This window comes from Roseivivax sp. THAF197b (assembly GCF_009363255.1).
Lineage (GTDB): Bacteria > Pseudomonadota > Alphaproteobacteria > Rhodobacterales > Rhodobacteraceae > Roseivivax.
On the sequence record NZ_CP045318.1, the window covers coordinates 2,209,623 to 2,236,074 of the forward strand.

Annotated in this window: 24 protein-coding genes and 1 tRNA gene; 10 read left to right on the forward strand and 15 right to left on the reverse strand. The window is 65.0% G+C overall.

Annotation, left to right across the window (positions count from 1 at the left end; all coding sequences use genetic code 11):
- Nucleotides 1-116: 116 nt before the first annotated feature.
- Complete coding sequence (locus FIV09_RS10850; protein ID WP_152449960.1) at nucleotides 117-1,331, forward strand: CaiB/BaiF CoA-transferase family protein; 1,215 nt, start codon at nucleotides 117-119, stop codon at nucleotides 1,329-1,331.
- Nucleotides 1,328-2,062: a glutathione binding-like protein gene (locus tag FIV09_RS10855; protein ID WP_152449961.1), complete on the forward strand. Its 735-nt coding sequence runs from the start codon at nucleotides 1,328-1,330 to the stop codon at nucleotides 2,060-2,062. Before FIV09_RS10850 ends, FIV09_RS10855 begins: the two co-directional genes overlap by 4 nt.
- 383 nt (nucleotides 2,063-2,445) lie before the next feature.
- On the opposite strand, the gene FIV09_RS10860 is transcribed toward FIV09_RS10855, so the two are convergent.
- Together FIV09_RS10860 and FIV09_RS10865 are read right to left on the reverse strand one after the other, a co-directional pair.
- Nucleotides 2,446-3,429 carry a hypothetical protein gene (locus FIV09_RS10860; RefSeq protein ID WP_152449962.1) on the reverse strand — a complete coding sequence of 328 codons (984 nt, stop codon included), beginning with the start codon at nucleotides 3,427-3,429 and terminating at the stop codon, nucleotides 2,446-2,448.
- A gap of 1 nt (nucleotide 3,430) precedes the next feature.
- Complete coding sequence (locus FIV09_RS10865; RefSeq protein ID WP_152449963.1) at nucleotides 3,431-4,378, reverse strand: hypothetical protein; 948 nt, start codon at nucleotides 4,376-4,378, stop codon at nucleotides 3,431-3,433.
- A 16-nt stretch (nucleotides 4,379-4,394) separates the two neighbouring features.
- Between FIV09_RS10865 and FIV09_RS10870 the strand changes: the two genes are divergently transcribed.
- On the forward strand, nucleotides 4,395-5,480 hold the full coding sequence (locus FIV09_RS10870; protein ID WP_152449964.1) for a hypothetical protein: 1,086 nt from the start codon (nucleotides 4,395-4,397) through the stop codon (nucleotides 5,478-5,480).
- Between the two features lie 7 nt (nucleotides 5,481-5,487).
- Here FIV09_RS10870 and FIV09_RS10875 read toward each other — a convergent pair whose 3' ends face one another.
- From FIV09_RS10875 to FIV09_RS10900, 6 genes are all read right to left on the reverse strand, one after another.
- Nucleotides 5,488-6,093, reverse strand: coding sequence for a hypothetical protein (locus FIV09_RS10875; protein ID WP_152449965.1), 606 nt, complete (start codon nucleotides 6,091-6,093; stop codon nucleotides 5,488-5,490).
- Nucleotides 6,094-6,095: 2 nt separating this feature from the next.
- Nucleotides 6,096-6,740, reverse strand: coding sequence for a hypothetical protein (locus FIV09_RS10880; protein WP_152449966.1), 645 nt, complete (start codon nucleotides 6,738-6,740; stop codon nucleotides 6,096-6,098).
- Nucleotides 6,741-6,917: 177 nt separating this feature from the next.
- Nucleotides 6,918-11,693: a peptidoglycan-binding protein gene (locus tag FIV09_RS10885; RefSeq protein ID WP_152449967.1), complete on the reverse strand. Its 4,776-nt coding sequence runs from the start codon at nucleotides 11,691-11,693 to the stop codon at nucleotides 6,918-6,920.
- On the reverse strand, nucleotides 11,690-12,547 hold the full coding sequence (locus FIV09_RS10890; RefSeq protein WP_152449968.1) for a M15 family metallopeptidase: 858 nt from the start codon (nucleotides 12,545-12,547) through the stop codon (nucleotides 11,690-11,692). The genes FIV09_RS10885 and FIV09_RS10890 overlap by 4 nt, the downstream gene beginning before the upstream one ends.
- Nucleotides 12,548-12,796: 249 nt before the next feature.
- On the reverse strand, nucleotides 12,797-13,261 hold the full coding sequence (locus FIV09_RS10895) for a cupin domain-containing protein (protein ID WP_152449969.1): 465 nt from the start codon (nucleotides 13,259-13,261) through the stop codon (nucleotides 12,797-12,799).
- 252 nt (nucleotides 13,262-13,513) lie between these two features.
- Nucleotides 13,514-13,599: transfer RNA gene (locus tag FIV09_RS10900), tRNA-Leu, on the reverse strand.
- Nucleotides 13,600-13,712: 113 nt separating this feature from the next.
- Here FIV09_RS10900 and FIV09_RS10905 point away from each other — a divergent pair.
- Together FIV09_RS10905 and FIV09_RS10910 are read left to right on the forward strand one after the other, a co-directional pair.
- Nucleotides 13,713-14,291, forward strand: coding sequence for a YqaA family protein (locus tag FIV09_RS10905; protein WP_152449970.1), 579 nt, complete (start codon nucleotides 13,713-13,715; stop codon nucleotides 14,289-14,291).
- Between the two features lie 2 nt (nucleotides 14,292-14,293).
- Nucleotides 14,294-14,752, forward strand: coding sequence for a disulfide bond formation protein B (locus tag FIV09_RS10910; protein ID WP_152449971.1), 459 nt, complete (start codon nucleotides 14,294-14,296; stop codon nucleotides 14,750-14,752).
- A 3-nt stretch (nucleotides 14,753-14,755) separates the two neighbouring features.
- Here FIV09_RS10910 and FIV09_RS10915 read toward each other — a convergent pair whose 3' ends face one another.
- A complete protein-coding gene (locus FIV09_RS10915) occupies nucleotides 14,756-15,181 on the reverse strand; it encodes an Lrp/AsnC family transcriptional regulator (RefSeq protein ID WP_152452533.1) in 426 nt (141 codons plus the stop codon).
- Nucleotides 15,182-15,311: 130 nt separating this feature from the next.
- Here FIV09_RS10915 and rocF point away from each other — a divergent pair, with 130 nt between their 5' ends.
- Nucleotides 15,312-16,235: an arginase gene (rocF, locus tag FIV09_RS10920; protein WP_152449972.1), complete on the forward strand. Its 924-nt coding sequence runs from the start codon at nucleotides 15,312-15,314 to the stop codon at nucleotides 16,233-16,235.
- 8 nt (nucleotides 16,236-16,243) lie between these two features.
- Nucleotides 16,244-17,302, forward strand: coding sequence for an ornithine cyclodeaminase (locus FIV09_RS10925; protein ID WP_152449973.1), 1,059 nt, complete (start codon nucleotides 16,244-16,246; stop codon nucleotides 17,300-17,302).
- Between the two features lie 281 nt (nucleotides 17,303-17,583).
- On the opposite strand, the gene FIV09_RS10930 is transcribed toward FIV09_RS10925, so the two are convergent.
- From FIV09_RS10930 to purC, 5 genes are all read right to left on the reverse strand, one after another.
- Nucleotides 17,584-18,921: a sigma-54 dependent transcriptional regulator gene (locus tag FIV09_RS10930; protein ID WP_152449974.1), complete on the reverse strand. Its 1,338-nt coding sequence runs from the start codon at nucleotides 18,919-18,921 to the stop codon at nucleotides 17,584-17,586.
- A gap of 6 nt (nucleotides 18,922-18,927) precedes the next feature.
- Complete coding sequence (locus FIV09_RS10935) at nucleotides 18,928-20,691, reverse strand: ATP-binding protein (protein ID WP_152449975.1); 1,764 nt, start codon at nucleotides 20,689-20,691, stop codon at nucleotides 18,928-18,930.
- A gap of 37 nt (nucleotides 20,692-20,728) precedes the next feature.
- Nucleotides 20,729-21,397, reverse strand: a complete 669-nt coding sequence (gene purQ, locus FIV09_RS10940; protein ID WP_152449976.1) for a phosphoribosylformylglycinamidine synthase subunit PurQ — start codon at nucleotides 21,395-21,397, stop codon at nucleotides 20,729-20,731.
- Nucleotides 21,397-21,627 (reverse strand): phosphoribosylformylglycinamidine synthase subunit PurS, encoded by a 231-nt coding sequence (gene purS, locus FIV09_RS10945; RefSeq protein ID WP_152449977.1) that lies wholly within the window; start codon nucleotides 21,625-21,627, stop codon nucleotides 21,397-21,399. The genes purQ and purS overlap by 1 nt, the downstream gene beginning before the upstream one ends.
- 66 nt (nucleotides 21,628-21,693) lie before the next feature.
- Nucleotides 21,694-22,455: a phosphoribosylaminoimidazolesuccinocarboxamide synthase gene (gene purC, locus FIV09_RS10950; protein ID WP_152449978.1), complete on the reverse strand. Its 762-nt coding sequence runs from the start codon at nucleotides 22,453-22,455 to the stop codon at nucleotides 21,694-21,696.
- A 166-nt stretch (nucleotides 22,456-22,621) separates the two neighbouring features.
- Between purC and FIV09_RS10955 the strand changes: the two genes are divergently transcribed.
- Both FIV09_RS10955 and bmt read left to right on the forward strand, forming a co-directional pair.
- A complete protein-coding gene (locus tag FIV09_RS10955) occupies nucleotides 22,622-22,936 on the forward strand; it encodes a DUF1476 domain-containing protein (protein WP_152449979.1) in 315 nt (104 codons plus the stop codon).
- A gap of 449 nt (nucleotides 22,937-23,385) precedes the next feature.
- The gene (gene bmt, locus FIV09_RS10960) at nucleotides 23,386-24,414 is read left to right on the forward strand and encodes a betaine--homocysteine S-methyltransferase (protein WP_152449980.1); all 1,029 of its coding nucleotides are present in this window, start codon (nucleotides 23,386-23,388) and stop codon (nucleotides 24,412-24,414) included.
- 5 nt (nucleotides 24,415-24,419) lie between these two features.
- Here bmt and FIV09_RS10965 read toward each other — a convergent pair whose 3' ends face one another.
- A complete protein-coding gene (locus FIV09_RS10965) occupies nucleotides 24,420-25,505 on the reverse strand; it encodes a PA0069 family radical SAM protein (RefSeq protein WP_152449981.1) in 1,086 nt (361 codons plus the stop codon).
- A gap of 193 nt (nucleotides 25,506-25,698) precedes the next feature.
- Here FIV09_RS10965 and FIV09_RS10970 point away from each other — a divergent pair, with 193 nt between their 5' ends.
- Nucleotides 25,699-26,403, forward strand: a complete 705-nt coding sequence (locus tag FIV09_RS10970; protein ID WP_152449982.1) for a B12-binding domain-containing protein — start codon at nucleotides 25,699-25,701, stop codon at nucleotides 26,401-26,403.
- Nucleotides 26,404-26,452 lie beyond the last annotated feature (49 nt).

Below are 26,452 nucleotides of genomic sequence, written 5' to 3' on the forward strand. Positions count from 1 at the left end.
GTGCAATGCCGCCCTGCCAATCGCGGATCTCTCCGCTACATGACGGATCAGACAGGCGCGCCGGTGAATCCGCTCGGGCGCGCTTCACAACTTATACCGACCCGGAGACGCTTCACATGCCAGGCCCCTTGCACGGATTTCGGGTCATCGACCTGACCACCATGATCTCCGGTCCGCTGGCCACGATGACGCTGGCCGATCAGGGGGCGGAGGTCATCAAGATCGAACATCCCGATGGCGGCGATCACAGCCGTCAGGTCACCGGGCGGCGGGGTGGCTTTGCCGCGTCCTTCCTCAACAACAACCGCGGCAAGAAATCGGTCACGCTCAACCTCAAGGATCCGCGCGGCGTCGAGGCGGCGCTGCGCCTTTGTGAAACCGCGGATGTCATCGTGCAGAACTTCCGTCCGGGCGTCGCCGAACGGATCGGCTTGGGCGAAGAGGCGGTGCGCGCGGTGCGGCCCGATATCGTCTATACCTCCATCGCGGGCTTCGGCTTTACCGGCGACTGGGCGCGCAAGCCGGTCTATGATCCGCTGATTCAGGCACTCTCGGGTCTGGCCAGCGTGCAAGGCGGCGCGGATGCCGCCCGCCCCCGGCTCGTGCGGACGATCCTGCCCGACAAGCTGACCGCGATCCAGACGGCGCAGGCGATCACCGCCGCCCTTCTGGCGCGCTCCCGCAGCGGAGAGGGCAGCCATGTGCAGGTCTCCATGCTCGACACGGTGCTGGCCTTCCTTTGGAGCTCCGACATGGCGGGCTATACCTTCGTGGGCGATGAGATCGAGCCTGCGAAAAGCGGCGATGCGCAGACCTTCGTGGAACTGATCTACCAGACTGCCGATGGCTGGATGGCCGTCTCCGCGCATACCGACAGCACCTGGGCAGGGCTGGCCGCCGCGGTTGGACGTCCCGACTGGCTCGACGATCCGCGTTTCGCGACCGTCGCCGCGCGTGAGGAAAACAAACCCGCCCGGCTCGAATTGACCCAAGAGGCGCTGCATACGGACACCACGGCAAACTGGATGGAGCGGCTGAGCGCGCATGACGTGCCTTGCGCGCCGGTCCTGACCCGCGATCAGGTCTATACCCATCCCCAGGTGCAGGCCAACGGCACGGTGATCGAACAGGACCATCCGCAGGCAGGGCGCATCCGTCAGACGCGCACCCCCGCCCGCTTCTCGGCCACGCCGCCCGATATTCCGATACCGGCGCGCCAACTGGGCGCCGATACCCGCGCAGTTCTGGCCGAGGCGGGCTATGACAGCCAAACCATCACCGACATGATCTCGCAGGGCATCGCGACGGACACACAAGGCAGCGCAGAATGATCGACCTCTATTTCGCCCCGACGCCCAATGGCTGGAAGGCCGCGATCATGCTTGAAGAAGCGGGTTTCAACTACCGGCCCATCCTGATGCGGCTGAGCGAGGGTGATCAATTCTCGCCCGAGTTTCTGGCGATCAGCCCGAATGCGAAGATGCCCGCGATCGTGGACCACGCGCCCGGCGAGGGCTGGGGCGACGATCCCGTGACCGTCTTCGAATCCGGCGCGATCCTGCTCTATCTGGCCGACAAGGCGGGGCAATTCGCCCCCCACCCGAGCGATCTGCGCGGACGCAAGGAATTGATGGAGTGGCTCTTCTGGCAGGTGGGCAATCAAGGCCCGATGGGCGGCCAACTCAGCCATTTTCGCAATTACGCGCCCGAAGATGCGCGCGATTACGGCTTCAAGCGCTATCTCGGCGAATATGACCGCAATCTCGGTGTTTTGGAGAACCGTCTCGAGGATCGCGACTATATCCTGGGCACCTATTCGATCGCCGATATGCTGGCTTTTCCGTGGGCCTTTATCGCCAAGCCATTGGGCGCGTCGCTTGATGAATTTCCCCGCGTGGCCGATTGGCGCGCGCGGATCAAGGCAAGACCGGCCGTGCAACGGGCCATCGATCTGCACAAGTCAGAGCAGAACCGGGGCCAGCACCGGGCTGATAACAACATGATTTTGTTCAATCAATCCGCAGCTTCCCTCCGACCGAAAGGGGGCGGTGCGGCGGGATGATTGCGCTGATCTGACTTGCTTGGGTTTACCAACGTGGAATGATGCCAAGATCATCGGTTTTGCGTCGGACAAGATCACACGAGGAAAATTCCCGCGCCAAGGCGACCCAGTTCTTTCGGCATCAGAGAGAAATGAGGCGACGACATTTATAAGGGAGGAAATGCCGCCGCCATTAAGTCTGCAAGAGGCTCGGGAGGAGGAGTGAACCGCTTGCCCATTGATTTAGAGCATGTCGATGCTGCAGGTGCAAAGTAAAAAACGCCGCAACGCAGCATAAACTTTTCCAAGCGTCGCAAGTGCCCATGAATTGAGCAGAGAGCACGGCGCGCCGCAGCACGATCCTCCGTGCCTGATACGCGGGGCTCGCAGCCCTACCCGCGCCGTCAGAGCGTCTGATCGTTTCTGCGAATGGTGAGCAGCCGCCTCAGCCAGCCGAAGCCCGCGATGGCACCGAGGATCGTCACGACCAACTGGAAGGTCGGATCGAGGATCACCGCCTCGAAAAAGGATGGGCGGATGATGATGATGTCGTCGAAAGAAGCACCAAAATAGCGCACCTCAAGATCGTTCACCCCATGATCCGAAATTGCAGTGACGCGCATCAGGGATGTGTCGGGATCGGCCAGCATGATAGCCAAATGGCCCGTCGCGGTGTCGCCCTTCCGGTCCACGAAGCGCAAAAGCGCACCGCCCAGAAGCGCACCGCCGCGCAGTTGGCGCATGTCGCCGCGCACCCATCCCGTGGGGGTATAGCCGCGGATCTGGTAGCCGCCGGAGGCGACCGACAGCCGGTCGGTTTCCGAAAATCCCGCGCCGATCTTGAGTTTGCCGCTGAGCGGCAATGTTCCGAATGTCTCGAGGACCTCTTGCCCCATGAGCACAAGCGCCCCGCCTTCCAGCCTGGCAACGTCCGAGCCTTTGTACCTGTCGGGCAGCGATACGACATCGATCCGCACCACGCCCGGCAAGGACGAGATCTTCAGTTCTGCACCGGCGGGCAGAACCCGCGTCGATGATATTTCAGGACCGATGATATGATGCGTCCGGGACGGGCAACCCATGGGTTTCGGCGGCGTCGGGCTCTTACTTTCGAGAACCTCATCGTCATCGCCGTCTTTGGGCTTTTCGCAGATCCAGACTTCGCGGAACGTCTTGCCACTCATCTCCGCTTCGAGCGTGATCTCCAGCGCGCCCGTCTCCGCATCCACAACGATGGTGCGCCCGAGGCAGAACGCGAAATAGAGCCAAAATGCGATGATACCGCTCAGCAAGAGCGCGAAGAGGATGCGCGCCGCGGTGAGCAAAGACGGACACCAGCGGAGCAGGCTCGCGCGGATGGACCGCGGACGCTCCGGCATGGCGGTCATGTCAGCGACCCTCGTCCGGCAGGATCACGGTGATGTCGTGCTCGTCTTCTCCCAGGCTGCGGGTGACGAAGAAGGTGAGTTTGACGCGGCCGTCCTCGGCTTGGGCCTTGAGATCGGGGAATGGCAGGATGCAGGAAGCCGTATATTTGAGCGTGTCGGTTTCGGCGACGTCCTCGCATGGAACGAACGCCTGGTCCGTTCCCACGATCACCCCCGTCGGGTTGCCCGCGGAATTGACGAAGACATGCAGCGCTTTTTCATCCGGGGTTGGGCCTCCGTACCAGACCGATGGCACCACCAGTTCCGTCCGGTCGCCGCAACGCCCGACTTTCACGAGCGAGACCGCAGCCGTCTTGGTCACGTCCTCTTCGTAGTCGCCGTCATAGAGAAACGGGTCTTCGGGAGCCGTGACTTCATTCGCGATGGAATAGGTGTTTTCAGCCTCGAACCGACCGTCCTTGGAATTGATCCGCACGCAGACATGCCACCTCGCATCCTGCTGCTCGTCGCCGCTGGGCTGCCCTGCCCGCGCCTGCCCCTGGGGCAGATACTCCACCGCCACATGCGCAGTCGTGCGCTCGACACCGTCTGCCAACGGGGTGTCGCTTCTTTGTTCGGCGTCGCTGCCCTGCCCGGCGTCATCGCCCTGCCCCTCCTCATTGCTTTGCCGAGCAACGAGCGCGCCGATCATGACGCCCATGACGATATCGCCGCTGACGCGCCCGTGTTCGTCGAAGCGTTCGAAGAATTCCCCGACCCGCTGGATGTCCCCCGCTTGCGAGCTGTCTGCGTTCTGGGCATGCGCGCCCCGGTCGGGTAAAACGAAGGCAAGACCCAAAAGGATTGCCAAGGCCCGTCGACGACACCCAAACATTTCGCCCCCCGTCATTCGCAAGAAAGACCCGTTCATGTTATCTTCCGGTACGCATTTTACAACGATTTGGCGCAAGCGCGGGACGCTTTGGATGGCGGGCTGCCTTCTTTGTCTGCTCGGAATTGCTGCGCATGCGCGCGTCGTCACGGTCGAGGATGGCAGCGGCGCGGGGTTTCTCGTGCGTCAGGGCGGCAATTGCTACGTCATGCTGCCCACTCATCTTCACGGCCGAAGCATGGAGGGCATCCGCCTCGGCTCCGACCGCGCGGGCGGGCCGATCGGCACGGCGAAGATCGTCTATGTCGCCCCCGATGATGCGGATATCTCGCTCGGCATCGTGCGCGGCGGCCTTGAGCGGGATTGCGGCGAGGAATGGCGCAGGTTGCCGCGCGACCTCAGCGACCGACTGACGCCCGGTGCCGAATTGATGCTGCAGCGTCCGCGCCAGCAGGTCTTCGAGGGGCGGCGCCTGATCCTCCATTCCAGCGGCCCAGAGCTTGTCCGTCTTGTTCCGGCACCCGGTGAACGCGCGGACCTTTTCGGTGGTACGTCGGGCGCCGTGGCCTTTCAGGGATCCACGCCGATTGCGATGGTGCTGCAGGCAAACGGGCGGAGTGAGGCCATCGCCATGCGCATGGACAAGGTGACGGGGCTCGTCGGTCAGATGCTGCAAAACCCGGTGAGCCGCGCGGCACCCGCGCTCGGGGCGGCGCCCGCGACCGCAGAACCCGGAGCCGCGGATTTAGAGGCAGACAGTCCCGCCACGCTTCCGCCGGGCGATCCGCTGGAAGCGGTGGAATGGTCCGCGCACCCGGTCGACGGTGCGGTCGATCCGGGTGAAATGCTGCGCGGCGCAGGCCCATGGATCTTCGAACTGGGGCCGAAACCCGTCTCGCTGACCCTGCGCCTGACCGACACGGACCGGCTGAGCCGCATTCGCCTGCGCGCCGCGACGGGCACGGCGGCGGCCATCCCGCGCGGCATCAGCATTGTCACGAACAGCGCCACCGATCCCGCCCGCCCGCGTCTGTCTTCCATTCCCGCGCCGGACATGTCGCCGGACGGGGAGTTCGATCTGCGTATCGGCGAACGCTTCGCGCATACGGTGACGGTCACGATCCTGTCGAGCTGGGGCGGCGCGTCACCGGTCCGGCTGGACGCGGTCTCGATCGACTGAAACGGGCTTATTCGGAAAGGTCTATCGTGCCCCGCGCCAGGTTTCTCTGGATCGATTGTTCCCCCACGAGCTGGCCCGATCCGTTCAACTCATAGGCGCCCCAGCTGCCCCCGAAGGACAGGCTGACCGCATCGCCGCGCATGCGCACCAGGCAGTAATTGCTGCGCGTATAGGTCCAGCATTCGTTTTCGCCGTCATAGCCGGTGATCTTGAAGGTCACCGAGCCGTTGCCATCGGCGTCGATCACGCCCCCTGCATTGTTCACGTCGCGGGCAAAATAGCCGTCGGGCTCCTCGCTGACCGGGTCGAAGACGATCCGCAGCGTGGGATCGGAATCGAAAATCGCGCGCAGGGTGGTTGCGCGGATCGCGCGGTCGGTGCTTTGCAGACCGTGCCTGACCGCCATGCGCCGTTGATCCGCGTCGCCCTTGCTGACCAGAAGATGCAGCACCGCAAGCGCCCGGTCGGGATCGGGGTCGTTCAAACGCTTGCGAAACTCCTCCATCGCCGTGTCGGTCGCATCTGCGGCCGCGTCGAGTTCATCGAGGCTGACCTGCGCGGCGGCGGGAACGGCGATTGCGGCCCAAAGCGCCAATATCATTGATCGAAACATGATCACCTCATCTGGATTGTTGTCGGATAGACGGTCTTGCTTTTGGGATTCGTTACCTCGCCGACGAGGATACCCTCGGAGGTCAGCGCGAAGCTGCCATTGATGCGGCTTGTGTAGATCATGTCGACCGTCAGGCCCGAGACCGACAAGTGATACGCGATGTTGCAGTCGCCGGCGCCATTGAGGTTCAGGCATTGCGTCTCGGGATTGCGGGCCGTGATGGCCCAGGTGCTGACCGCCCCGACCCACCCGTCAAGCGCTTCCCGCGCATCGTCATCGAGGTCGTCCGTGTCAATCCGGAGCGTGAGCGAGTCCTTCAGCGCCAGTGTCTCCCATAGGGCGCGGGCGCGCAGCCGCTCATCCGTGGCGGTCATGGCCGCGGCAATCGCCGTCTCGCGCATGGTCGGATCGCCGGTCTGGAGCATGACATCGAAGGCTGCCAGCGCGCGGGTCGAATCGGCGCCCTGCAGGATTTCGGTGAGTTGCCGGTACTGGCCCGAGCGTTGATCGATATCCGCGATCAGCGCCGCGACATCGAGATCCTGCGCGGCCGCAGGCAATACCGTGATGCAGAGCGCGGCACAGCCCGCCGCAACCCGTGCCCGGATTGCCCTGCTGCACCCCTGGCGGCTTTTCGTTCGTTTCATTGCGTGTCCCTATCCTTCAGCGCGCCGGTCAAGGACGCGCCCCGAAGATCCTATCCCCAAAATCCGCCCACGGCTCAGCGAAATTGCCCGAATGCGGCGCAGAGTGTCTCGCCCATCTGAACGTCGGTTGGCCGCCCCAGTAAAGATCCCCCAGCACCCCCTCCCGCCTTGCATGGATCAAAACTCGATCTCGAAATCGTCGGACGCCGTACCCTCCGGCGTCAAAGAGGATCGCGCGGCCTGCAACCGGTCGAAATCCATCAGCACCACGCTGAATCCCGACGGCCCGCGCGGGTTGTGCCGCTCCTCGATATAGCTGAGCACTTCGCCGCAATCGGCAAAGAGGCCCGCGAACTCCTCGGAGAAGTCCGGCATTCCAAGATGGTGGGCCGAGCCCTCCACCTGAAGAAACGGCGTGTCTCCGTCATCGGCGGGAACGAGGCGCGGCAGCGCCTGCATGCTGAACGGCATGGCGAAGCAGTTTTCCTGCGCGGTTCCCCAGCCCCGGAAACCGACCTCGTCATAGACCATGTCGGGCGCGTCGTATTTCTCGTCGAGCGCGGCGACGATGCGGTCGAAGGGCAACATCCCGTCGGGCAGCACCATGCGGCGCATGATCCCCACGATCTCGCCATCCGGGGCCCAGGAGGCAATCGTCAGCGCCTCCGTGCCGCCGCGCCGCAGATAGACGCGCTGATAGCCCAGCGCGCGCTGGGCGGGGGTTGCGTCTTCCGGGAGGGCCGTCGCGGTCTCGAACACCGCCTCGATCCCGTCCTGCGCCTCGATGGCCGCCACGGCATCCGCCACCTTCTGACCCGGGGCGAGGCCGAGCAGATCCCGCTCTGCCTCTCCGGCCCCGTCGAGCGTAAGCTCGGGCCAGTCCGCCGGTGCCTCCTCGGCGGGCGTGGGCGCGCGCGGGATGACCGCCTGTGCGGCCGCGAGGCGATCCTGCTCCGTGGGTTGTGGGGCAGGATCGGTCTGAGGCGATGCCTGTGCCGACGGGTCAGGAACCGGCCCGCCCTCCGGCGCTGGCGTCAGCACGGGACCGATGCCGCCATCGGCATCCTCGATCCGGGTCGCCGTGGCCTTTCCTCTCACGATGAAACCGGGAAGATTTCCGGGGCCATCGACGCTCTCCACGCCGGACAATGTGAACGCCACATGGGTCGCTGTGGCGTCCCGTGCCGCGCGGGCTTCATGCACGGCCTCCTCGAATACGAGGACCGTCATCGCGCTTGTGCAGCGATCCGCCTGCGCGGGATGGGGCCGGGTATTCGCGATCGCATAGCGGCGCGGCACCGCGACAGGCCCCTCGGCGGATTGTACGGCCCGGGCCAGCGCGTTCTGATCCTCGCGCAGGCGCGGCAAGGCGGCCATGATCTCCTGACCGAGATGGCCGTAAGCCTCGACCAATGTGCCACATGTCCGATCGGGCCTTGCGGAGATGCGAGCCGTGAACTCCGTCCCGAGTGCGGCGGCCTTGGCTTGCAGCCAGGACCGGATCATTGCCCGGTGCCGGGTCACCCATACGGAATCCGGCCGCGTCTGCGCCTCTTCGAACAGGGCCGGACCCGCATGCCCGGCATCCCGCGCCTCCCAGGCCGCGGCGACCATGGCCTCGAGCTCCGGGTTCGAGGGGGCATGCCCGCCCTTGAGGGCCATCAGATCGACGATATGCGGCGTGATGCGCAGCGGGGTCTGGTCGAGCCCTTCGAATTCCGCCGGAACGAACCGGCGCGAAATGCGCTCCTCTGCGGTGGCGTTGGCGGCATCAAAACCGCGCTCGGCGATGACCTGCGGCAGGTTGTTGTCGTCAAGCGTGTAGAACACCATCCGGTCGGGGCGCGCAAAAAGCGTGAACTGGTTGGCGCGTCCATTCAGCCGTTCGGCCGTCTCGGGCGTCAGGGCCGCGAGCACCATGATGTTGCGGCGGCGGCTCTCCGCGACAAAGCGCGCGGTCTCGCGGTCCATCGACAGGGGCGCGAAGGCGTCGGGGCCCACAAGACTGATCGTCGCCTGCAGATTGCCCTGCCGGACGCGGACATTCATGCCGCCTTCGCGGAAGGCAAAGGTGCCCTTCTCAAGATCATAGGTATCGAGCTGCAAACCGGTCCGGATCACCAGCGGCTGCTCGGCCCCGGCCCGCAGCGCCGCGATGGCGGTATCCACGGCGGCGGGCGCATCGAATTCGTTGGCCTGAACGACCTCGGGCATCAGCCGCGCGACCGCCTCGAAACCGTCTTCGCCCAGAAGCTTTGCCACATGACCGGCAATCGCCGTCTGATCCGATGTCTCAGCCTCCGCAACCTGCCGCGCAAGATCCGAAACGGTGGGTTCGGCAGGCGTTTCGGGCGCTTGCGGCGCGGGGATCATCACCGCCTCCACCGGCAGCGAGAGCACCTCCCAATCAAGGTTCGGACCTGCATAGATGCCGATGCGGCGCAGTGTGCCCTGCCCGGTGCGGATCGTGCTGTTGCGCCTTGTGCCGAAGGCCTGCTCTGTCGCGGAGGTGTCGACGGAATAGTCGAAATCCGCCCACCAGACGAGCCGCACCTGCCGCTCCTGCGCAAGCTGGCGCAGTACGCGTGCTTCGTCGGGCGGGACCTGCAAGGCCTCGGGCAGGTTGCCGAACCGCGACGCCGAGGCCAACCCCTCGTACCGCCCGTCTGCCGGCAGGTTCACGACCCGGAATTGCCCGTCCGGCAGGCCCGAATGCGACCGCTGGATCGGGAAGCTCTCGGTGTCGAAATCGTACTGCCCCAGCGACAACACCGTGCTGTGCCGGACCTTCACGGGCCAGCTTGGCGCGCGCGCAAGGATGGCGTCGTAATAGCGGTCGAAGAAGACGCGGCTCGCATCCCGGCGGGCGAACTCGTCGGGAAACGGATCTGAGACATTCTGACCGTTCGTGACCATCTGGACGATATACGGGTTGTTCCCCCGCGGTCGGCCGAAAAAGCTGCGATAATCAGCTTCGGACATCAAACCCTGCGCGACTCCGATGAAGGCGTTGCCTTCGCGCGGCGCGTCGGGGTTCTGACCCAACCACGAGAGCGCGGTGAACGTGCTCCATTCCGTGCGATTGGCATTGGACGTTGGCAGCGGTACGTCGAGCATATCATCGACGACCGGCAATCCGAGCGATCGGGCCAGCACAAGCGCGCTTTGCCCTGCCACCACCTCCGAGCCGCTCCGGCCCAGATCCCAGCGATGCAACGGCTCCGCCCCCGGCTCCAGCGGCAGGATAGCCCGGCGGAGATTGTTCATTGCGACAAGGTGCAATTCGGCCCGCGCGGGCTGGAAGGTGGCCGGGACGCCCCGATAGACCACCTGCCGGGCAAAGCTCTCGACGCTTTCATCGCGCCCGATCCGGGTGATCTGCCCCCAGATCACGTGGCGCAATTGCCGCCCCTGCGCGCTGGCCTCCGTCACGCGGTCGATGAAGGCCGCCGCTTCCGCGCGTTCCATCGGCACGGGGCTAAAAATCTCGGTCGGGAGCGTCAGGGTGATCTGCCCCACGGGATAGGGCCGCGCGGTCACCACGACCTGAGGCGCGCCGCCCACGAGTTCCAGCCCTTGGCCATCGGCATAGGTGCCGGGCCGGGCGAAGGCATAGAGCGTGACGTCGAGCGGCTCTTCCGGCGTGACCGGGCGCACGGCGTTCGCCTCCGCGATCAACGCCGCACGCAGGGCCGCGCGCGCATCCTCTTTCTCGATCACGTTCAGGGCGTTGAACTGGCGGTCTGCGGGATCGGTCTCGGCATTGGCGAGCCTGCGGAAGGCGTCGACCGTGCTGGGATTATCCAGAACCGACGGGTCGGCCTGAATGGCGAGCATGGCAAGGCGGCGGGCGAAGCCCTCGGGCGCATCGACGATCTTTCCCTGGTCGATATGCGCGCGCGGACCTGCGGGGATTTGCGCGACGGGCGTGCTCTCCGCCCCAGAACCAAAGGCGTCCGCGCCGTCTGCGAAGGGCAGACCGGGTGCGTTCATTGGGGCCGCGCCTGGGACAGCGGCCAGCGATCCGCCCAGATTTTGGATCCGGCTCTGCATGCTTTGGCTGAGGCAGGCGGCATTTGCCCCGCAGGCATTGCGGGTCTGAAGCCAGGCGGATTGATCCGCGGGCCTGCCCCGCGCGTTCCAGGCATCGGCAAGCGCGCGGTCGAGCGCGGCCAGCGACGGGTTTGTGCAAATGGCGATTTCGGTGGGCGTTGCCGCACGCGCGCAATCGAAGCTTGGGCCCGCATTGGCCGGTGCCATGTTTCCGGGGGCCAGATTGCCACCGCCCGGAGTTCCCAACGCCAGCCCCCCTCCCCCGAGCGCGCCGAACCCCGAGGTCAGCGCGGCAAGCTCCGAGCGGGTCAGCACGCCGGTCGGCGCCTTACCGATGCTGCTTTGATAGGCGGCAATCGCCGCGCGTGTGCGCTGGCCCGGCTGGCCGTCCACGGGCCCCCCATTGAAACCGCGCGCATTGAGCGCCGATTGAATGGACCTCGCCTCTCGCGACAGCTCAGCCGGGCTCAATTGCGGATCGCCCGGCGCAAAGCCGGTGCTCGCGGCCCCGACCAGATCCGCCGTCACGCTGGAGGGGACCCCGTTCGACCCGAAGACCCGAACCTCGAGAATTGCAGGCGCACCGGAGCGCAGCGCCGCCTCCGCCGCAGGAGACAGACCACCGCGCGCAAGCAGCGACGGCATCTGCGCGCGCATGCCCCGGGACTGGAAGACGCGGTCCACGGTATCGCCCGGCTGGCTGCGACCGAACCGGTGCACGTTGGCCCGGTCCTGCACCATCATCGCGATCGGCCCGCGCAGAGGCGCACCGGAGGAGTTCTGCCGATCGACGGCGCCGATCTCGGCGCGGTAGGTTTCAATGACCGTCTGGGGCAGTGCCGAGGTTGCCAGGGCCGCGAAAGCCGCGGCGAGCGTCATCGTTCTCAAGCGCATGGTCATTCGCCAACACCTCCGGTCAATCTGCTGAACAGGATCAATTCTGGTCGGTACTCGAAATGCATTCCGTCGAAATGGTGCCACTTGCCGCCCCAGATGAAGCCCCGGCGCTCCATCGCTTCCACGAGACGCCAGGGGATGCGGTTGTCATAAGCCCCGACCGCGCCCTCCTTGGCGCCCGACCAGCGCCAATAGCCGCCCAATGCGGCATTCACATCGACTGCAATCCCGTAGGAATGCGCGCTCAGCCGGTCGGTGCCCGCGATCCGACGCCAGGCATATCCACCGCCCACTTGCGTGAAGGCGGGCGCAATCTCATCCCAATGGGGCGCGAGGTCGGCAAAGGCCGATTTCAACTGGCAGGCAACGCCATGGGCGCCGGTGACCCGGAACCGCGCGGGGCCGAAGGTGACCGTCTCAAGCGCGCGCTCGACCGTGCCCGCGTCTGAGCCGAACAGAAGCCTGAGAAACGCGCCATTGCGCGCTCGACCGGGATCCTGCGCGGGATCCATCCGGCGGTCGAGGTCTCGCGACAGCGGATAAGCAATGGCGAACTGGTCCTCGATCGTGGCCGCCGCAATGCGTTCAGGGGCGGGTCGCCCCGTGGGGGGCTGCGCGTCCACGGATCTGCCCGCAAAGGTCAGCCGCGCCCCACCCGGCTCGGCCTGCGACACGGTGACCGCCGGATAGGCCAGCCGGATCGCCGCGATCCAGGCGGGATCGGCGGCCGCTGCAGGCAGAGCTTCGTTCAGGAAATCCCGCGCGATACAGCCTTGCGATGCGGCAGGGCCCGCCAGCATGCTCAGGGCAAGGATCAGAACGGCAAAAGCGCGCGTATGCGTAAGTCTTTGTTTCAAAGGAACGATCGCAAACGGAGAAGGAACACAAAGAGCGGCCGGAAGACCAAATACTTAAGAAAAGATTAATCTAACGAAATTATATCTCAGAATTTTGGTAAAAAGTCATGGTTTTCTTGCCCGCGCGTTTTCCCGGACATGGGAGAGGCCTTTGTCAGTGCGCGGTCGGCCCAGGCCGCTGCGTGCCTGTCACAGTCTCACACGGGATCGAACGAGGCCGTGCAAACCGCGCGGCCCCCTGTCATCGCGCTACGCCTCGGCATCCGGCGGCGGCAGGAAATCAACCTCGTGCAAGGCGGACAGACGCATGAGTTCTGCCGGTTCCGTAACCCCATCGAGCGCACCAAAAAGATCAAAGAGCTTGCGCGTGGGCGAGACGCCGAAGAGGCAAGTCGCGTCAGCCCCGGAGCGATTGAACACCGCATGCAGGACGCCTTTCGGCATGCGCACCATGTCCCCCGCTCCCGCCCGATGGGGCTGCACATTGCCCGCCTCGAAGCCGAAATCGACCTCCAGCGCGCCGCTCAGCACGTAAATCCACTCATCCTGATGCGGATGGACATGCGGCGGCACGAATGTCTCCGCGGGGATTTCCGCGTGCCAGACAAAGGCATCCGCCGATACCAATTTGGGCCGGTAGATATGCCCGACGACATTCCACGCGATCCCGTCCAACCCTTCGTTGGAGGATGTAACTCCCGCTCCGTTATGCATTTTGTCCCTCCGCATTTTATTGCTTTCGGCAGGCTAAGCGCATTTCGGGATAAAAGGGTAAGGAAATATCTCGGACGCGCATCCCAGCGATGCTCGGCTTGATCCGCCCCGCGCACCATGACCGACCGGGATCCTGGCCGCCTCAAATGCCCGCGAGACGGTATGTGCATCGCGCCGAAAGTTGCAGACGCATTTCGGCACGCAGGCCGCAACCGCTGCCCACTTTTCCAAACCAAACGTCATTGAAAGGATTGGTACCCGAGGTCGGACTCGAACCGACAAGGTGTTGCCACCGGGGGATTTTGAATCCCCTGCGTCTACCATTCCGCCACTCGGGCACGCGCCGCCGGGATAGCGGGACGGAGACACTTCGTCCAGATCAAAACCGGCTTTCTTGACGTGATCGCGGCACCATGCTCAGAGGGCGCAACAGGCGACAAGGACACCCGACATGCTGCGACCGATGTACGACAAGACGCTGAGGCTCGCCGATCATCCGCGCGCGCTTTGGGTGTTGGCCTTCATCTCCTTCATCGAGAGCTCGGTCTTTCCGATCCCGCCCGACGTGATGATGATTCCGATGATTCTCGCCGCACCCCGCCGGGCCTGGCTGATCGCGCTCGTGGCGACGCTGTCCTCCGTTGCCGGGGCGCTTCTTGGCTACGTGATCGGCGCCTTTTTCTACGAGAGCATCGGCGCGCCGGTGCTGGAGGCGCTGGGCAAGGGCGACAGCATGACCGCCTTCAACACGAAGTTTAACGAATTCGGTGTCTGGGCGGTGCTGATCGCGGGTCTGACCCCCTTCCCGTTCAAGGTCATCACGATCATGTCGGGCTGGACGGCGATGCCGCTGGTGCCGTTCATCCTGTCCTCGATCGTGGCGCGCGCGGCGCGGTTCTTCATCGTGGCGGGGCTGCTCTATTTCTTCGGACCGCCGATCCGCGACTTCATCGAGCGGCGCCTCGGCCTTGTCTTCACGCTTTTCTGTGTTGCCCTCATCGGCGGGTTCATGGTGCTGAAGGTTCTATGAGCATGACACGGAATAGCCTGATCCTGGCCGCGGCTGGCGGATCGCTGGCCCTGATGCTGGGCGCGCTCGGATTTCAGTACATCGGCGAGCTGCCACCCTGCAAACTCTGCTATTGGCAGCGCTATCCCCATGTGGCAGCTATCGCGATCGGCCTTGTGGCGCTGGCCCTGCCCGGCCGGGTCCTGCCTGCCCTCGGCGCTCTGGCCGCCCTCTCCACCGCGGCGGTCGGCGCCTATCATGCGGGCGTGGAGCGCGGCTGGTGGCCCGGCCCCGACACCTGCACTTCGGGCGATATCGGCGGGCTGTCCACGGACGACCTGATGAACCAGATCATGAACGCGCCGATGGTGCGCTGCGACGACATCGCGTGGCAGCTCATGGGCATCTCCATGGCCGGGTGGAACGCGATCCTGTCGCTTGTTCTGGCCGGTCTCTGGATCGCGGCGTTCCGCAAGAGCTGACGCTCAGCTGCTGCGCTTTGTTGAGAGCAGAAGCGACGTTTCGCTGGTGGTCACGCCGCCCATGGCGCGAATGCGCCCCAGCACCGCGTCGAGCTGTTCGAGACTGGTCGTGCCCAGCTCCGCGATCACGTCCCAACGGCCATTGGTGCTGTGCAGCGCGCGCACTTCGGGCAGGCCCGAAAGCTGGCGCAGGATGCGGTCCGTCCCCCGCCCCTCAATCCCGATCATCATCATCGCGCGCACCGGATCGCGCGCCGCGTCTTCCTTCAACACGACGGTAAAGCCCAGGATCTGCCCCGCCTCGCGCATTCGTTCGACCCGCGCGCGCACGGTGGTCCGGGATAGCCCCAGAAGCAGCGCCAGATCGGAGTAGGAGGCGCGCGCATCGCGGCGCAGCGCGGACAGGATCGCCTGATCGGTCGCGTCCATATCGGGCATCATGTCCTCCAATTCGAACAATACTCCCCCGAAACGGCCATTTTGCCAAGGTGACATCTGCACGATCCGGCGGATATTACGGCCACGACCAACGTAATGCGGACCGACAAAAGGCAAGATCATGAGCGACAAGACCATCCTTCTTCTGGGCGTGCCGATGGATTCGGGCAAACGCCGCGCGGGCTGCCTGATGGGCCCTGACGCCTACCGCACCGCGCGCCTGCCCGGCGCCTTGCGCGATCTCGGCCATCAGGTGGAGGATCTGGGCAATGTCGCACCGGACGCGGTGGATCTGCCGGAACATGACCACCTCTTTGCGCTGCCGGAAACCGTCGGCTGGACCCAGGCCCTCGCCCGTGCCGCCGAGGCGGCCATGGATCGCGGCACGCCGATCTTCATGGGCGGCGATCATGCGCTCTCAATGGGCACGGTCACGGGCGTGGCGAACCACGCCGCCCGCAATGGTCGGCCGCAATTCGTCCTCTGGCTCGACGCGCATACGGATTTTCACACGACCCAGACCACCGATAGCGGCAATCTGCATGGCACGCCCGTGGGTTACGCAACGGGGCGTGACGGCTTTGCGGGCTTCCCGACCGTCAGGGCCCCCGTCCCGCGGGAGAATGTCTGCATGATGGGCCTGCGCTCGGTCGATGCGGCGGAACGCGCGGCCATCGAAGCCACAGGCATCCGCCGCTACGACATGCGCGCCATCGACGAAGACGGCATCCGCGCGCCCCTCGCCGCTTTCCTCGACGATGTGGCGAAAGCGGGCGGCGCGCTGCATGTCTCGCTCGATGTGGACTTCCTCGACCCGAGCGTCGCACCGGCGGTCGGCACGACCGTGCCGGGCGGCGCCACGGTGCGCGAGGCGCATCTGGTGATGGAGATGCTCAACGATAGCGGGCTGATGACCTCCCTCGATCTCGTTGAGCTGAACCCGATGCTCGACGAACGCGGACGTACCGCTCAGCTCATGGTCGACCTCGCCGCCTCCGCCTTCGGCCGGCAGGTCTTCGACCGTCCCACTCAACGCATCTATTGAGGTTCGCCATGACCACAGATCCGTCCGACAAGGCGCTCGTCCCCTTCGTCTCCGTCGATCACATGATGGGACTCATTCACCATCTGGGCATCGAGGCGATGATCCGCGGCATCGCGGAGCGGATCGAGGCCGATTTTCGCCGCTGGGAGAACTTCGACAAGACCCCGCGTGTGGCCTCGCACAGCCCCGTCGGCGTGATCGAGTTGATGCCCACCTCGGATGGCGAGATGTATGGCTTCAAATACGTGAACGGGCATCCGAAGAACATGAAGGAAGGACTGCAAACGGTTACGGCCTTTGGACTTCTGGCGGATGTCTCGAACGGCTACCCGGTGCTTCTGACCGAGATGACGATCCTGACGGCCCTGCGTACGGCGGCCATGTCGGGCGTCGCGGCCAAGCATCTCGCGCCCAAGGGCGCGAAGACCATGGCGATGATTGGCAATGGCGCGCAGGCGGAATTCCAAAGTCTCGCCATGAAAGCGCTGGTCGGCATCGAGGCAGTACGGCTTTACGATATCGACCCCGCCGCGACCGAGAAATGCGTCCGCAACCTCGCCGGATCGGGCCTGTCGGTGACGAAATGCAACAGCCCTGAAGAGGCCATTGAGGGCGCCGAGATTCTCACGACCTGCACCGCCGACAAGCAATATGCCACGATCCTGTCCGACAACATGGTGGGCGCGGGCGTGCATGTGAACGCCATCGGCGGCGACTGCCCCGGCAAGACGGAACTGGCGCCGGGCATCCTCCACCGGTCCTCGATCTTCGTGGAATATCCCGAACAGACGCGGATCGAGGGGGAGATCCAGCAGCTCGACCCCGATCACCCGGTGACCGAGCTCTGGCAGGTCATTGCAGGGCGGACCGAAGGGCGCAGATCGACCTCGGAGATCACCCTGTTCGACAGCGTGGGCTTCGCGATCGAGGATTTCTCCGCGCTGTGCTTCCTGCGCGAGGCGATCCGCGGCACGCCCTTTTCCACCCCGCTCGACCTGCTGGCCGATCCGGACGATCCCCGGGATCTCTTCGGCATGGTCATGCGCGCGGCCCCGACCGGCGCCTGAGACTGAGCCGCTGGCCATCCACGACCAAAGCTCAAGCCTCAAGGCGATACGCGGCGCACCTGCCCGAACCTGCCAACCGCCCGGGCGTCCCACGTCAGACGGACAGCCCCTGTCACGTTCGGACCAAAAATACCTCTCGGGAGAGCGCGAGGGGGCAGACGGCCCCCTCGTTTTTCTAAGCGCGCCATTTCTCAAGCGAAATGCCGGTGGGCAGACAGCCCCCTCGCTTCCTCACCACGCAGCGCAGAGATCTATATTACGGCGGGAACACCCCCACCGGATCAATCGATGTAGTCGGACCGCTGCAGGCCGTACTTGGCCATCTTTTCATTGAGCGTCCGGCGCGGCAGGCAAAGCTCGTCCATCACCGCCGAGATCGAGCCCTTGTGCCGACGCATTGTGTTGTCGATCAGCATCCGCTCGAAGGCTTCCACGTATTCCTTGAGCGGCTTGCCTTCGGTGGTCATTACCGGCTGCATGTCCTCGTGATCGTTCATCAGGAGCGATGCGATCGTGCCAGTGCCACGCCGCGATTGCAGCACCGCGCGCTCGGCAAGGTTGATGAGCTGGCGCACATTGCCGGGCCAGGGCGCCTGCAGAAGCTGCGCGGCTTCCTGTGCAGTCACCTGCGGGGCGTCGCAGCCATATTCGTCGGCGTATTGCTCGGAGAGGCGCGTGAAGAGCGTCAGGATATCCTCGCCCCGCTGCCGCAGGGGCGGCACGGTGATGCGCAAAGCCGCGAGCCGGTAGAAGAGATCCGACCGAAGCGCCGTCTCACAGGTCTTGCCCTCGTCCTGGAGGTTGCAGATCGCCACGATACGGGTCTCGGGCGGCGTGCCCTGATCGTTGATGACCGACAGAAGGCGCGCCTGGGCCGCATCCGACAGGCTCTCGATATCTTCCAAGACAAGCGTGCCGCCGCGTGCCTCCTCCATCGCGGGCAGGCGGGAATCCTCGGGATCCATCGGGCCGAAGAGCCGCTTCATCAACGCGGCCTCGTCCATCGCCGCACAAGGCAGGAGCACGAAGCGCTTGCCCGCCCGGCTACCCACCGCATGGAGCGCATGGGCGATCAGCGTCTTGCCGGTCCCGGTCTCGCCCTCGATCAGCACATGGCCGTCAGCCTGGCCGAGATCCAGCACGTCTTCGCGCAGCCGCTCCATCGCCGGGCTCTGCCCGATGAGCTTCTGCATGATCTGCCCGCCATCGCTGAGCTCGCGGCGCAATTGCCGGTTATCGAGGGTCAGACGCCGGGCATTGGTGGCCTTGCGGGCCAGTTCCGACATCCGGTCCGGATTGAACGGCTTTTCGAGGAAATCATACGCACCGATCCGCATCGCCTCGACCGCGATGGGCACGTCGCCGTGACCGGTGATCATGATCACGGGAAGCGCCGAGTCGAGCCCCATCAGCTTCTTGAGAAGCTGGATGCCATCCATGCCGGGCATCTTGATGTCGGAGATGACGATGCCGGGATAATCCTGCCCCAACTGGCGCAGGGCCTCTTCGCCGGAGGCGAAACTCTCGGTGTCGTAGCCCGACAGCGCCAGCCATTGGCTGATCGATTGTCGCATATCCTTCTCGTCGTCGACGATCGCGATCTTCATTGCCTGTGCCATTGGTTCTTATTCCGCTGCTTGAGTGGAGTCTGTCATGATCGGAAGCTGCATCTCGAAAACGGCGCCACCGTCCTCTGCGTTCCGTGCGATCAACCGACCGCCGAGATCGCCGACGATGCCCGAGGAGATGGCAAGCCCGAGCCCGGTCCCGTCGCCGGGTTGCTTGGTGGTGTAGAACGGCTCGAACAGGGAATCGAGGTCATCGATCCCATGCCCGTTATCGCGCACGGTCAGGGTCGCGGTCTCGCCCGAGGCGAGCAGCAGCTCGATCTCGGGATTGCGCACCGATTTCGTCGCATCAAGCGCGTTGCGCAGAAGGTTGATCAGCACCTGCTCGATCCGCATCCGGTCGCCCATCACGTAGACCGGCGCATCGGGCAGGATGCGGGTGATGCGGACCTTCCGGGCCTTGAGCTGCGGCTCCATCATCGACAGGGCGGACGCAATGGCCTCGCCCATCTCGACGGGCGAAAACTCGGCCTGGCCCTTGCGCGCATAGGATTTCAACTGCCGCGTGATCGCGCCCATCCGCTCGATCAGATCGTCAATCCGGTGGAAGGCCGAGAGCGCCTCCTCGGGCCGGTTGCGGCGCAGCAGGAGGCGAGCGCCCGCGAGATAGGTCTTCATCGCCGCAAGCGGCTGGTTCAGCTCGTGACTCACCGCGGCCGACATCTCGCCCAGGGCGGCAAGCTTGGAGCTTTGCGCAAGCGTCTGCTCCGCGACGGCGAGGTTTTCCTGCACGCGTTCGCGTTCTGCGATCTCGCGCTGAAGGCGCAGGTTCAGTTGCCGGAGCTCCCGGCTTTCGCGCTGGAAAAGCGCCATGCGCAAAGCTGTTCGGCGCGACAGGGCATAGAATGCCAGCGCCGCCAGAAGCGCGAAGGCCATGATTTCAAGCGCCAGCACCGTGTTCACCCGCTCGCGCACGCTTTGATACGTCGTGAAGGAGGCAAGCGACCAGCCGCGGAACGGGATGCGCCCGTCGATGCGCATCACTGCCTCCCCCCTGACATAGGCATCGGCCGGCAGCGCGGTCCAATCTGCGGTGGCCTGGATCGCGCGTTCGATGGCGGTGTCGGGCGATTGGCGCTCCAGCGCTTCCTCGATGCTCAGCCCGCGCCAGCGCGGCTCCGTCGCGAGGATGATTTGGCCCTCGCTGTCGGTGACGAGAACCGCATCCGAGATCCCCGCCCAGGCGCGTTCGAATTTCGCCAGGTCGACCTCCACCACGATCACGCCGATCACCGCGTTCTGGCTGTCCACACGCCGCGAATAGGTGAAGCTGTAATTGCCGACCTCCCCCCGAAGCGAGGTGAAGATCGTCGAGGAGGCGCGCACGGCGTCGACGAAATAGGGCGCGTTGCGATGGGTCTGGCCCAGCCGGTTGCGATCCGTCGCGGCCACCGTCCGGCCCTCGCTGTCCAGCAGCATCAGCGAGGCCGCGCCGATCTCCTCGACGAAGGAGATCAGCCGCTGCGTCGACTGGCTGTAATCCATCGTGTTGAGCGCGTTGATCAGCGCGGGGTCGCGCGCCAGAAGCTGCGGCACGATGGCGTTGCGCCTGAGTTCGGACAAAAGGTTGCCGGAATAAAGCGCCAGACGCAGCTCCGCGCGGTTGCGCGTGGTCTCCGTGAAGCGGTCGGTCAGCAGCGAATTGGTGATCCAGACCGTGGCCGAGGCCACCACGAACAACAAGACCAGCGCCAGGCGCACGCGCCAGGACAGCGGCCCGGGCCCGAAGCGGCCGGTCTCGGTGGGTGTCGTCTCGGACATGGGCGCAAGGATACGGGCCCGTGCCGGCCGCCACAAGTCAGGCGGTGACGAGCGCCTCGGTCAGATGAGCGAAAAGGCGCTGACCATCGGTGCCGCCATGGCCCGCATCGGCGGCGCGTTCGGGATGCGGCATCATGCCGAGCACGCGCCGGTTCTCGGACAGGATACCCGCGATATCGCGCGCCGACCCGTTGGGGTTGTCGGTATAGCGGAAGGCCACCCGATCCTCGCCCTCAAGCCGGTCGAGGGTCTCGGCATCGGCGAAGTAATTGCCGTCGTGATGCGCGATCGGGATCTGGATTTCCTCGCCCTGCGCGTAGCCTTGCGTGAAGACGCTGTCGGTGGTGGCAACGCTCAGCCCCACGGTCCGGCAGATATATTTCAGGCCCGCATTGCGCAGCAAGGCGCCCGGCAGCAGCCCCGTCTCCGCCAGGATCTGAAAGCCGTTGCACGGCCCGAAAACAAATCCACCCCGCTCCGCATGCGCGGTGAGCGCGCGGCAGATGGGCGAGTTTGCGGCAATCGCCCCGCAGCGCAGGTAATCCCCGTAGGAAAAGCCGCCCGGCACGCCGACGAGGTCGATACCGTCCGGCAATGCCGTCTCCTTGTGCCAGACCATCTCGGTCTCGAAGCCCGCGGCGCGGAACGCCGTGGCGAGATCGCGGTCGCAATTGGAGCCGGGAAAGACGAGGACCGCGGCGCGCATCACAGCACCTCGATCCGGTAGCTTTCGATGACCGTGTTGGCCAGGAGCTTGTTGCACATCTCCTCGATGGTGGCCTCGGACGTGCCGTCTTCGAGATCGAGCTCGATCACCTTGCCCTGCCGGACGCCCGTCACGCCTGCAAAACCGAGGCCCCCCAGCGCATGGCGGATTGCCTCGCCCTGCGGGTCAAGAACGCCGTCTTTCAACATCACGTGCACTTTCGCCTTCATCGCGCAGGCCCCTGTCTTGTCTTTATCGAAAACTGTGCAAGGCCCGGCGGGGCCCTGCCCGCCCCATCAGTTGATGAGCGTCGGTTTGGTGATCGTCTGGTTTGTCTTGGGCATCACGCCCAGGCGCCGCGCCACCTCGGTATAGGCATCCGCCAGATTGCCGAGATCGCGCCGGAACACGTCCTTGTCGAGCTTCTGGCCGGTCTCGATATCCCACAGCCGACAGCTGTCGGGCGAGATTTCGTCGGCCACAACCAGACGCTGGAAATCGCCTTCGAAGAGGCGCCCTATCTCGATCTTGAAATCGACGAGCCGGATGCCGACGGCCATCATGACGCCCGACAGGAAGTCGTTCACGCGCAAGGCGAGGCTCAGGATGTCGTCCATGTCCTGCTGGCTGGCCCAGCCGAAGGCCGCGATATGCTCCTCGGTGACCAGCGGATCGCCGAGCGCGTCGTCCTTGTAGTAATATTCGACGATGGGCCGCGACAGGGCCGTGCCCTCCTCGATTCCGAGACGCTTCGACATGGATCCCGCGGCCACGTTGCGCACCACCACCTCGAGCGGAATGATCTCGACCGAGCGGCAGAGTTGCTCGCGCATGTTGATCCGCTCGATGAAATGGGTGGGCACGCCGATCTGGTTCAAGCCGGTCATGAAGAACTCCGACAGGCGGTTGTTCAGCACACCCTTGCCGTCGATCACGTCCTTCTTCTCGGCATTGAAGGCCGTGGCATCGTCCTTGAAATACTGCACGATCGTGCCGGGACGCGGGCCTTCGTAAAGGATCTTCGCCTTGCCTTCGTAAATCTTCTTGCGGCGTGCCATGCGGGCCCTTTCGGAATGACGGAATCGGCGCGCGAGCCTTGGCCTGCGCACCTCTTCGCGTCCCTTTAGTGCATGGCCCGATTTCCCGCAAGCGCGCTGCCCTGTCTGCTTGCGGCGCAAGGCGCTATGGGCGTAATCTGATGCAAAGCAGGACAGGAGACCCCTCATGACCACATTCGACGATCGCGAAAACGCCTTCGAGAACAAGTTCGCCCATGACGCGGAGATGGAATTCCGCGCGGAAGCCCGGCGCAACAAGCTTCTGGGCCTCTGGGCCGCCGAGATGATGGGCAAGAAAGGCGCGGATGCCGAGGCCTATGCCAAGGAAGTCATCAAGTCCGATTTCGAAGAGGCCGGCCACGAGGACGTGGTGCGCAAGGTCTCGGGCGATCTGGGCGATTCCGCCACGCCCGACGAAATCCGCGCCAAGATGGCCGAACTTCTGGTCGTCGCCAAAGGCCAGCTCGTCGACGAACATTGAGCCGCAATCCCGGCCAGAGCGCCGGGCATCGCAGCAATCGCGCAGAAACGACGACCCCGGCCCCGCGCCGGGGTCTCGCATTTTGAGATCTCGCCCCAGTCCCGCTGATCCCAGACCCGCAGATCGAAGCGCACCGGTCTGCCCCAGGGCGCCTCCCCCCTGTCACGACCGGACCGAAAATACCTCTCGGGGGAGCGCGAGGGGGCAGACAGCCCCCTCGCTGCGCAACGCAGCCGCCAGCACGCCCCTCGGGCAATGCGCAACATCGCCAAAAGCCCCTTGAAACCCGGACCGCAAAGCCGAAAACCCCTCCGCACCAGCGCACTGCCTTGCGTCCTCCTCAACATCTTCTTGAAGATTATGAATTTGCTTCAGTCGGCCCGATCAGGCATGCCCGCCCGAACCGCAACGCGCGAGAACCCGCGCGGAACCCGAAAGGTCCGATGCCGATGACGAATGCCCTCACCTCCCTTCTTGAGACGCGCGACTGGCTTCTGGCAGACGGTGCTACGGGCACGAACCTGTTCAACATGGGTCTGGAATCGGGCGATGCGCCGGAATTCTGGAACCTGAACGAGCCCGACAAGATCCGCGCGCTTTACCGCAATGCCGTGGAGGCCGGGTCGGATATCTTCCTGACCAATTCCTTCGGCGGCAATGCGTCGCGACTGAAACTGCATGACGGGCAGAACCGCGTGGGCGAGCTCAATCGCGCCGCCGCGGAGCTGGGTCGCGAGATCGCCGACAAGGCCGACCGCCCCATCGTCGTGGCAGGCTCCGTTGGCCCCACCGGCGATATCATGGAGCCGGTGGGCAACCTCAGCCATGCCGACGCGGTCGAAATGTTTCACGAACAGGCCGAAGCGCTGAAAGCGGGCGGTGCGGATGTTCTCTGGGTCGAGACGATTTCCGCGCCCGAAGAGTTCAAGGCCGCCGCAGAGGCCTTCGCGCTGGCGGACATGCCCTGGTGCGGCACGATGAGCTTTGACACCGCGGGCCGCACGATGATGGGCCTGACCTCCTCGGATATGGTGGCATTGGTCCAGGGGCTGCCCAACCCGCCCCTGGGCTTCGGGGCCAATTGCGGCGTGGGCGCGTCGGACCTTCTGCGCACCGTGTTGGGCTTCACCGCCGAGACGCCGCAGATCCCGGTGATCGCCAAGGGCAACGCCGGTATCCCGCGCTTCGAGGACGGGCATATCCATTACGACGGAACGCCCGAACTGATGGCCGAATACGCGGTCATGGCCCGCGATGCCGGTGCGACGATCATCGGTGGCTGCTGCGGTACCATGCCCGAGCATCTGCGCGCCATGCGCGCCGCGCTTGAGACGCGTCCTCGCGGCGATGCCCCGACGCTGGCCGAGATCGAAGCGAAGATCGGCGGATTTTCCTCCGCCTCCGACGGAACCGGCGCGGACGCCAAGACGGAAAGCGCGGCACGCCGCTCTGGCGGGCGTCGTCGCCGCCGCGCGTGATGAGCTCAGAACAGCGCCAGCTGGTCGCCCGCACGCGGCGGCACCGCGAAAAGATCGGTGCGCAGGGGTGCCGTCGCGCGATCGAGGCCAAGCCGCTTCGTGGCCAGCGCGAATCTGTGCGCGATGATCTGGGCGTAATGCCCCTCGCCGCGCATGCGCTTGTGCCATTCGGACGAATAGACCGCGCCGCCATGCATTTCCCGCAGCCGCGCCATGACGCGGCCCGCCGCATTCGGGTAATGCGTCTCGAGCCAGTCCTGCCAGAGGGGAGCGACCTCGCGCGGGAGGCGCAGCATGATCCAGGTCGCGGCATCCGCACCGGCATCGCGCCCGGCTTCGAGGATCGCCTCAAGCTCGGGATCGGTCAGTGCCGGCACGAGCGGAGAGGCCATGAGCCGCACGGGGATACCCGCCTCCGTCAGACGCCGGATCGTCGCGAGACGGCGCGCGGGCGCCGGAACGCGCGGCTCCATCCGGCGCGACAGCACCGGGTCGAGCGTGGTCACCGAAATGCCGACGCGCGCCAGACCGCGCGCGGCCATTTCGGACAGGATGTCGATATCGCGCTCGATCAGGGTGCCCTTCGTGACGATGGCCACCGGGTGATTGTGCTCGCACAGCACTTCGAGCAACCCGCGCATGATGCGGCGCTCTTTCTCCAGCGGCTGGTAGGGATCGGTATTGGTGCCGATCGCGATGGTCGCCGGACGATAGCCGGGTTTGCGCAGCTCGCGCGCCAGCACGTCCGGCGCCTCGGGTCGCGCGATGAGGCGCGTCTCGAAATCGAGCCCCGGCGACAGGCCCAGATAGGCATGGGTCGGGCGCGCGAAGCAGTAGATGCAGCCATGTTCGCAGCCGCGATAGGGGTTGATCGTCCGGTCGAAGGGCAGATCGGGCGAGCGCGTGTAGTTGATCACGGAGCGCGGCCGCTCGTCACTGACTTCGGTGCGTTCGACGCGTCGCTCCTCGGCGATGTCCCAGCCGTCATGGGCGTCTTCGCGCGCGAACCGTTCGAACCGGCCCGCATCGCGGCTGGCCGCCCCCCGTCCCGGGCGCGCCTCTGCGTCAATATGAGTGATGTGGCGCGGCATGGCGGCAAATTAGAACGAAGTAAGAACATTCGCAATGGTTTCCGCGTCACACTGGGCGGGCCCAAGGCGAAAAGGTCGGAAGCGGCGCGCCCTGCGTCGCAATCCGGCGGACAATCCGGGCGCTTTGGCGCTCATGGTCGAATGAACACGGCGGCCGGTGCCTATCGGTGCGCCGAAGGAAAGGACGTGAGGCATGTCTGACGAAGAAGACGATCTGATCCTGTCGGACCTTCCCGACGAGGAACTCGTGCCGCAGATGCACGACGATCTTTACGACGGTCTGAAGGAAGAGATCGAGGAGGGTGTGAACATCCTGCTCGAACGGGGCTGGGAGCCCTACAAGATCCTGACCGAAGGCCTGGTTGCTGGCATGACCATCGTGGGACGCGATTTCCGCGATGGCATCCTCTTCGTGCCCGAGGTGCTGCTTGCGGCCAACGCGATGAAGGGCGGCATGGCCATCCTGAAACCGCTTCTGGCCGAAACCGGCGCGCCCAAGATGGGCAAGATGGTGATCGGCACGGTGAAGGGCGATATCCACGATATCGGCAAGAACCTCGTATCGATGATGATGGAGGGCGCGGGCTTCGAGGTGATCGACCTCGGCATCAACAATGCCGTCGAAAGCTATCTCGAAGCGATCGAGAAGGAGCAGCCCGACATCCTCGGCATGTCTGCACTTCTGACCACCACCATGCCCTACATGAAGGTCGTGATCGACACGATGAAGGAGCAAGGCATCCGGGACGATTACATCGTGCTCGTGGGCGGCGCGCCCCTGAACGAGGAATTCGGCAAGGCCATCGGGGCAGATGCCTATTGCCGGGATGCGGCGGTCGCCGTGGATACCGCGAAAAGCCTCGTGGCCCGGCGTCACAACCAGCGGGCAGCCGGTTGACCTAACGGCATTCCCGTCCTGACGCGACAGATTGGCCCCATCCAAGCGG

Excerpts from the sequence above, each read along its gene's own strand:
- FIV09_RS10930 (WP_152449974.1), bottom strand. The coding sequence starts at position 18,921 with ATGGCACAGGCAATGAAGATCGCGATCGTCGACGACGAGAAGGATATG.
- FIV09_RS10915 (WP_152452533.1), bottom strand. The coding sequence starts at position 15,181 with ATGGACGCGACCGATCAGGCGATCCTGTCCGCGCTGCGCCGCGATGCG.
- FIV09_RS10955 (WP_152449979.1), top strand. The coding sequence starts at position 22,622 with ATGACCACATTCGACGATCGCGAAAACGCCTTCGAGAACAAGTTCGCC.
- FIV09_RS10880 (WP_152449966.1), bottom strand. The coding sequence starts at position 6,740 with ATGAAACGAACGAAAAGCCGCCAGGGGTGCAGCAGGGCAATCCGGGCA.
- FIV09_RS10860 (WP_152449962.1), bottom strand. The coding sequence starts at position 3,429 with ATGACCGCCATGCCGGAGCGTCCGCGGTCCATCCGCGCGAGCCTGCTC.
- FIV09_RS10875 (WP_152449965.1), bottom strand. The coding sequence starts at position 6,093 with ATGTTTCGATCAATGATATTGGCGCTTTGGGCCGCAATCGCCGTTCCC.
- purC (WP_152449978.1), bottom strand. The coding sequence starts at position 22,455 with ATGGCACGCCGCAAGAAGATTTACGAAGGCAAGGCGAAGATCCTTTAC.
- purS (WP_152449977.1), bottom strand. The coding sequence starts at position 21,627 with ATGAAGGCGAAAGTGCACGTGATGTTGAAAGACGGCGTTCTTGACCCG.
- FIV09_RS10965 (WP_152449981.1), bottom strand. The coding sequence starts at position 25,505 with ATGCCGCGCCACATCACTCATATTGACGCAGAGGCGCGCCCGGGACGG.
- FIV09_RS10905 (WP_152449970.1), top strand. The coding sequence starts at position 13,713 with ATGCTGCGACCGATGTACGACAAGACGCTGAGGCTCGCCGATCATCCG.
- purQ (WP_152449976.1), bottom strand. The coding sequence starts at position 21,397 with ATGCGCGCCGCGGTCCTCGTCTTTCCCGGCTCCAATTGCGACCGCGAT.
- FIV09_RS10910 (WP_152449971.1), top strand. The coding sequence starts at position 14,294 with ATGACACGGAATAGCCTGATCCTGGCCGCGGCTGGCGGATCGCTGGCC.
- bmt (WP_152449980.1), top strand. The coding sequence starts at position 23,386 with ATGACGAATGCCCTCACCTCCCTTCTTGAGACGCGCGACTGGCTTCTG.
- FIV09_RS10850 (WP_152449960.1), top strand. The coding sequence starts at position 117 with ATGCCAGGCCCCTTGCACGGATTTCGGGTCATCGACCTGACCACCATG.
- FIV09_RS10855 (WP_152449961.1), top strand. The coding sequence starts at position 1,328 with ATGATCGACCTCTATTTCGCCCCGACGCCCAATGGCTGGAAGGCCGCG.
- rocF (WP_152449972.1), top strand. The coding sequence starts at position 15,312 with ATGAGCGACAAGACCATCCTTCTTCTGGGCGTGCCGATGGATTCGGGC.
- FIV09_RS10925 (WP_152449973.1), top strand. The coding sequence starts at position 16,244 with ATGACCACAGATCCGTCCGACAAGGCGCTCGTCCCCTTCGTCTCCGTC.
- FIV09_RS10935 (WP_152449975.1), bottom strand. The coding sequence starts at position 20,691 with ATGTCCGAGACGACACCCACCGAGACCGGCCGCTTCGGGCCCGGGCCG.
- FIV09_RS10870 (WP_152449964.1), top strand. The coding sequence starts at position 4,395 with ATGGCGGGCTGCCTTCTTTGTCTGCTCGGAATTGCTGCGCATGCGCGC.
- FIV09_RS10885 (WP_152449967.1), bottom strand. The coding sequence starts at position 11,693 with ATGACCATGCGCTTGAGAACGATGACGCTCGCCGCGGCTTTCGCGGCC.
- FIV09_RS10970 (WP_152449982.1), top strand. The coding sequence starts at position 25,699 with ATGTCTGACGAAGAAGACGATCTGATCCTGTCGGACCTTCCCGACGAG.
- FIV09_RS10895 (WP_152449969.1), bottom strand. The coding sequence starts at position 13,261 with ATGCATAACGGAGCGGGAGTTACATCCTCCAACGAAGGGTTGGACGGG.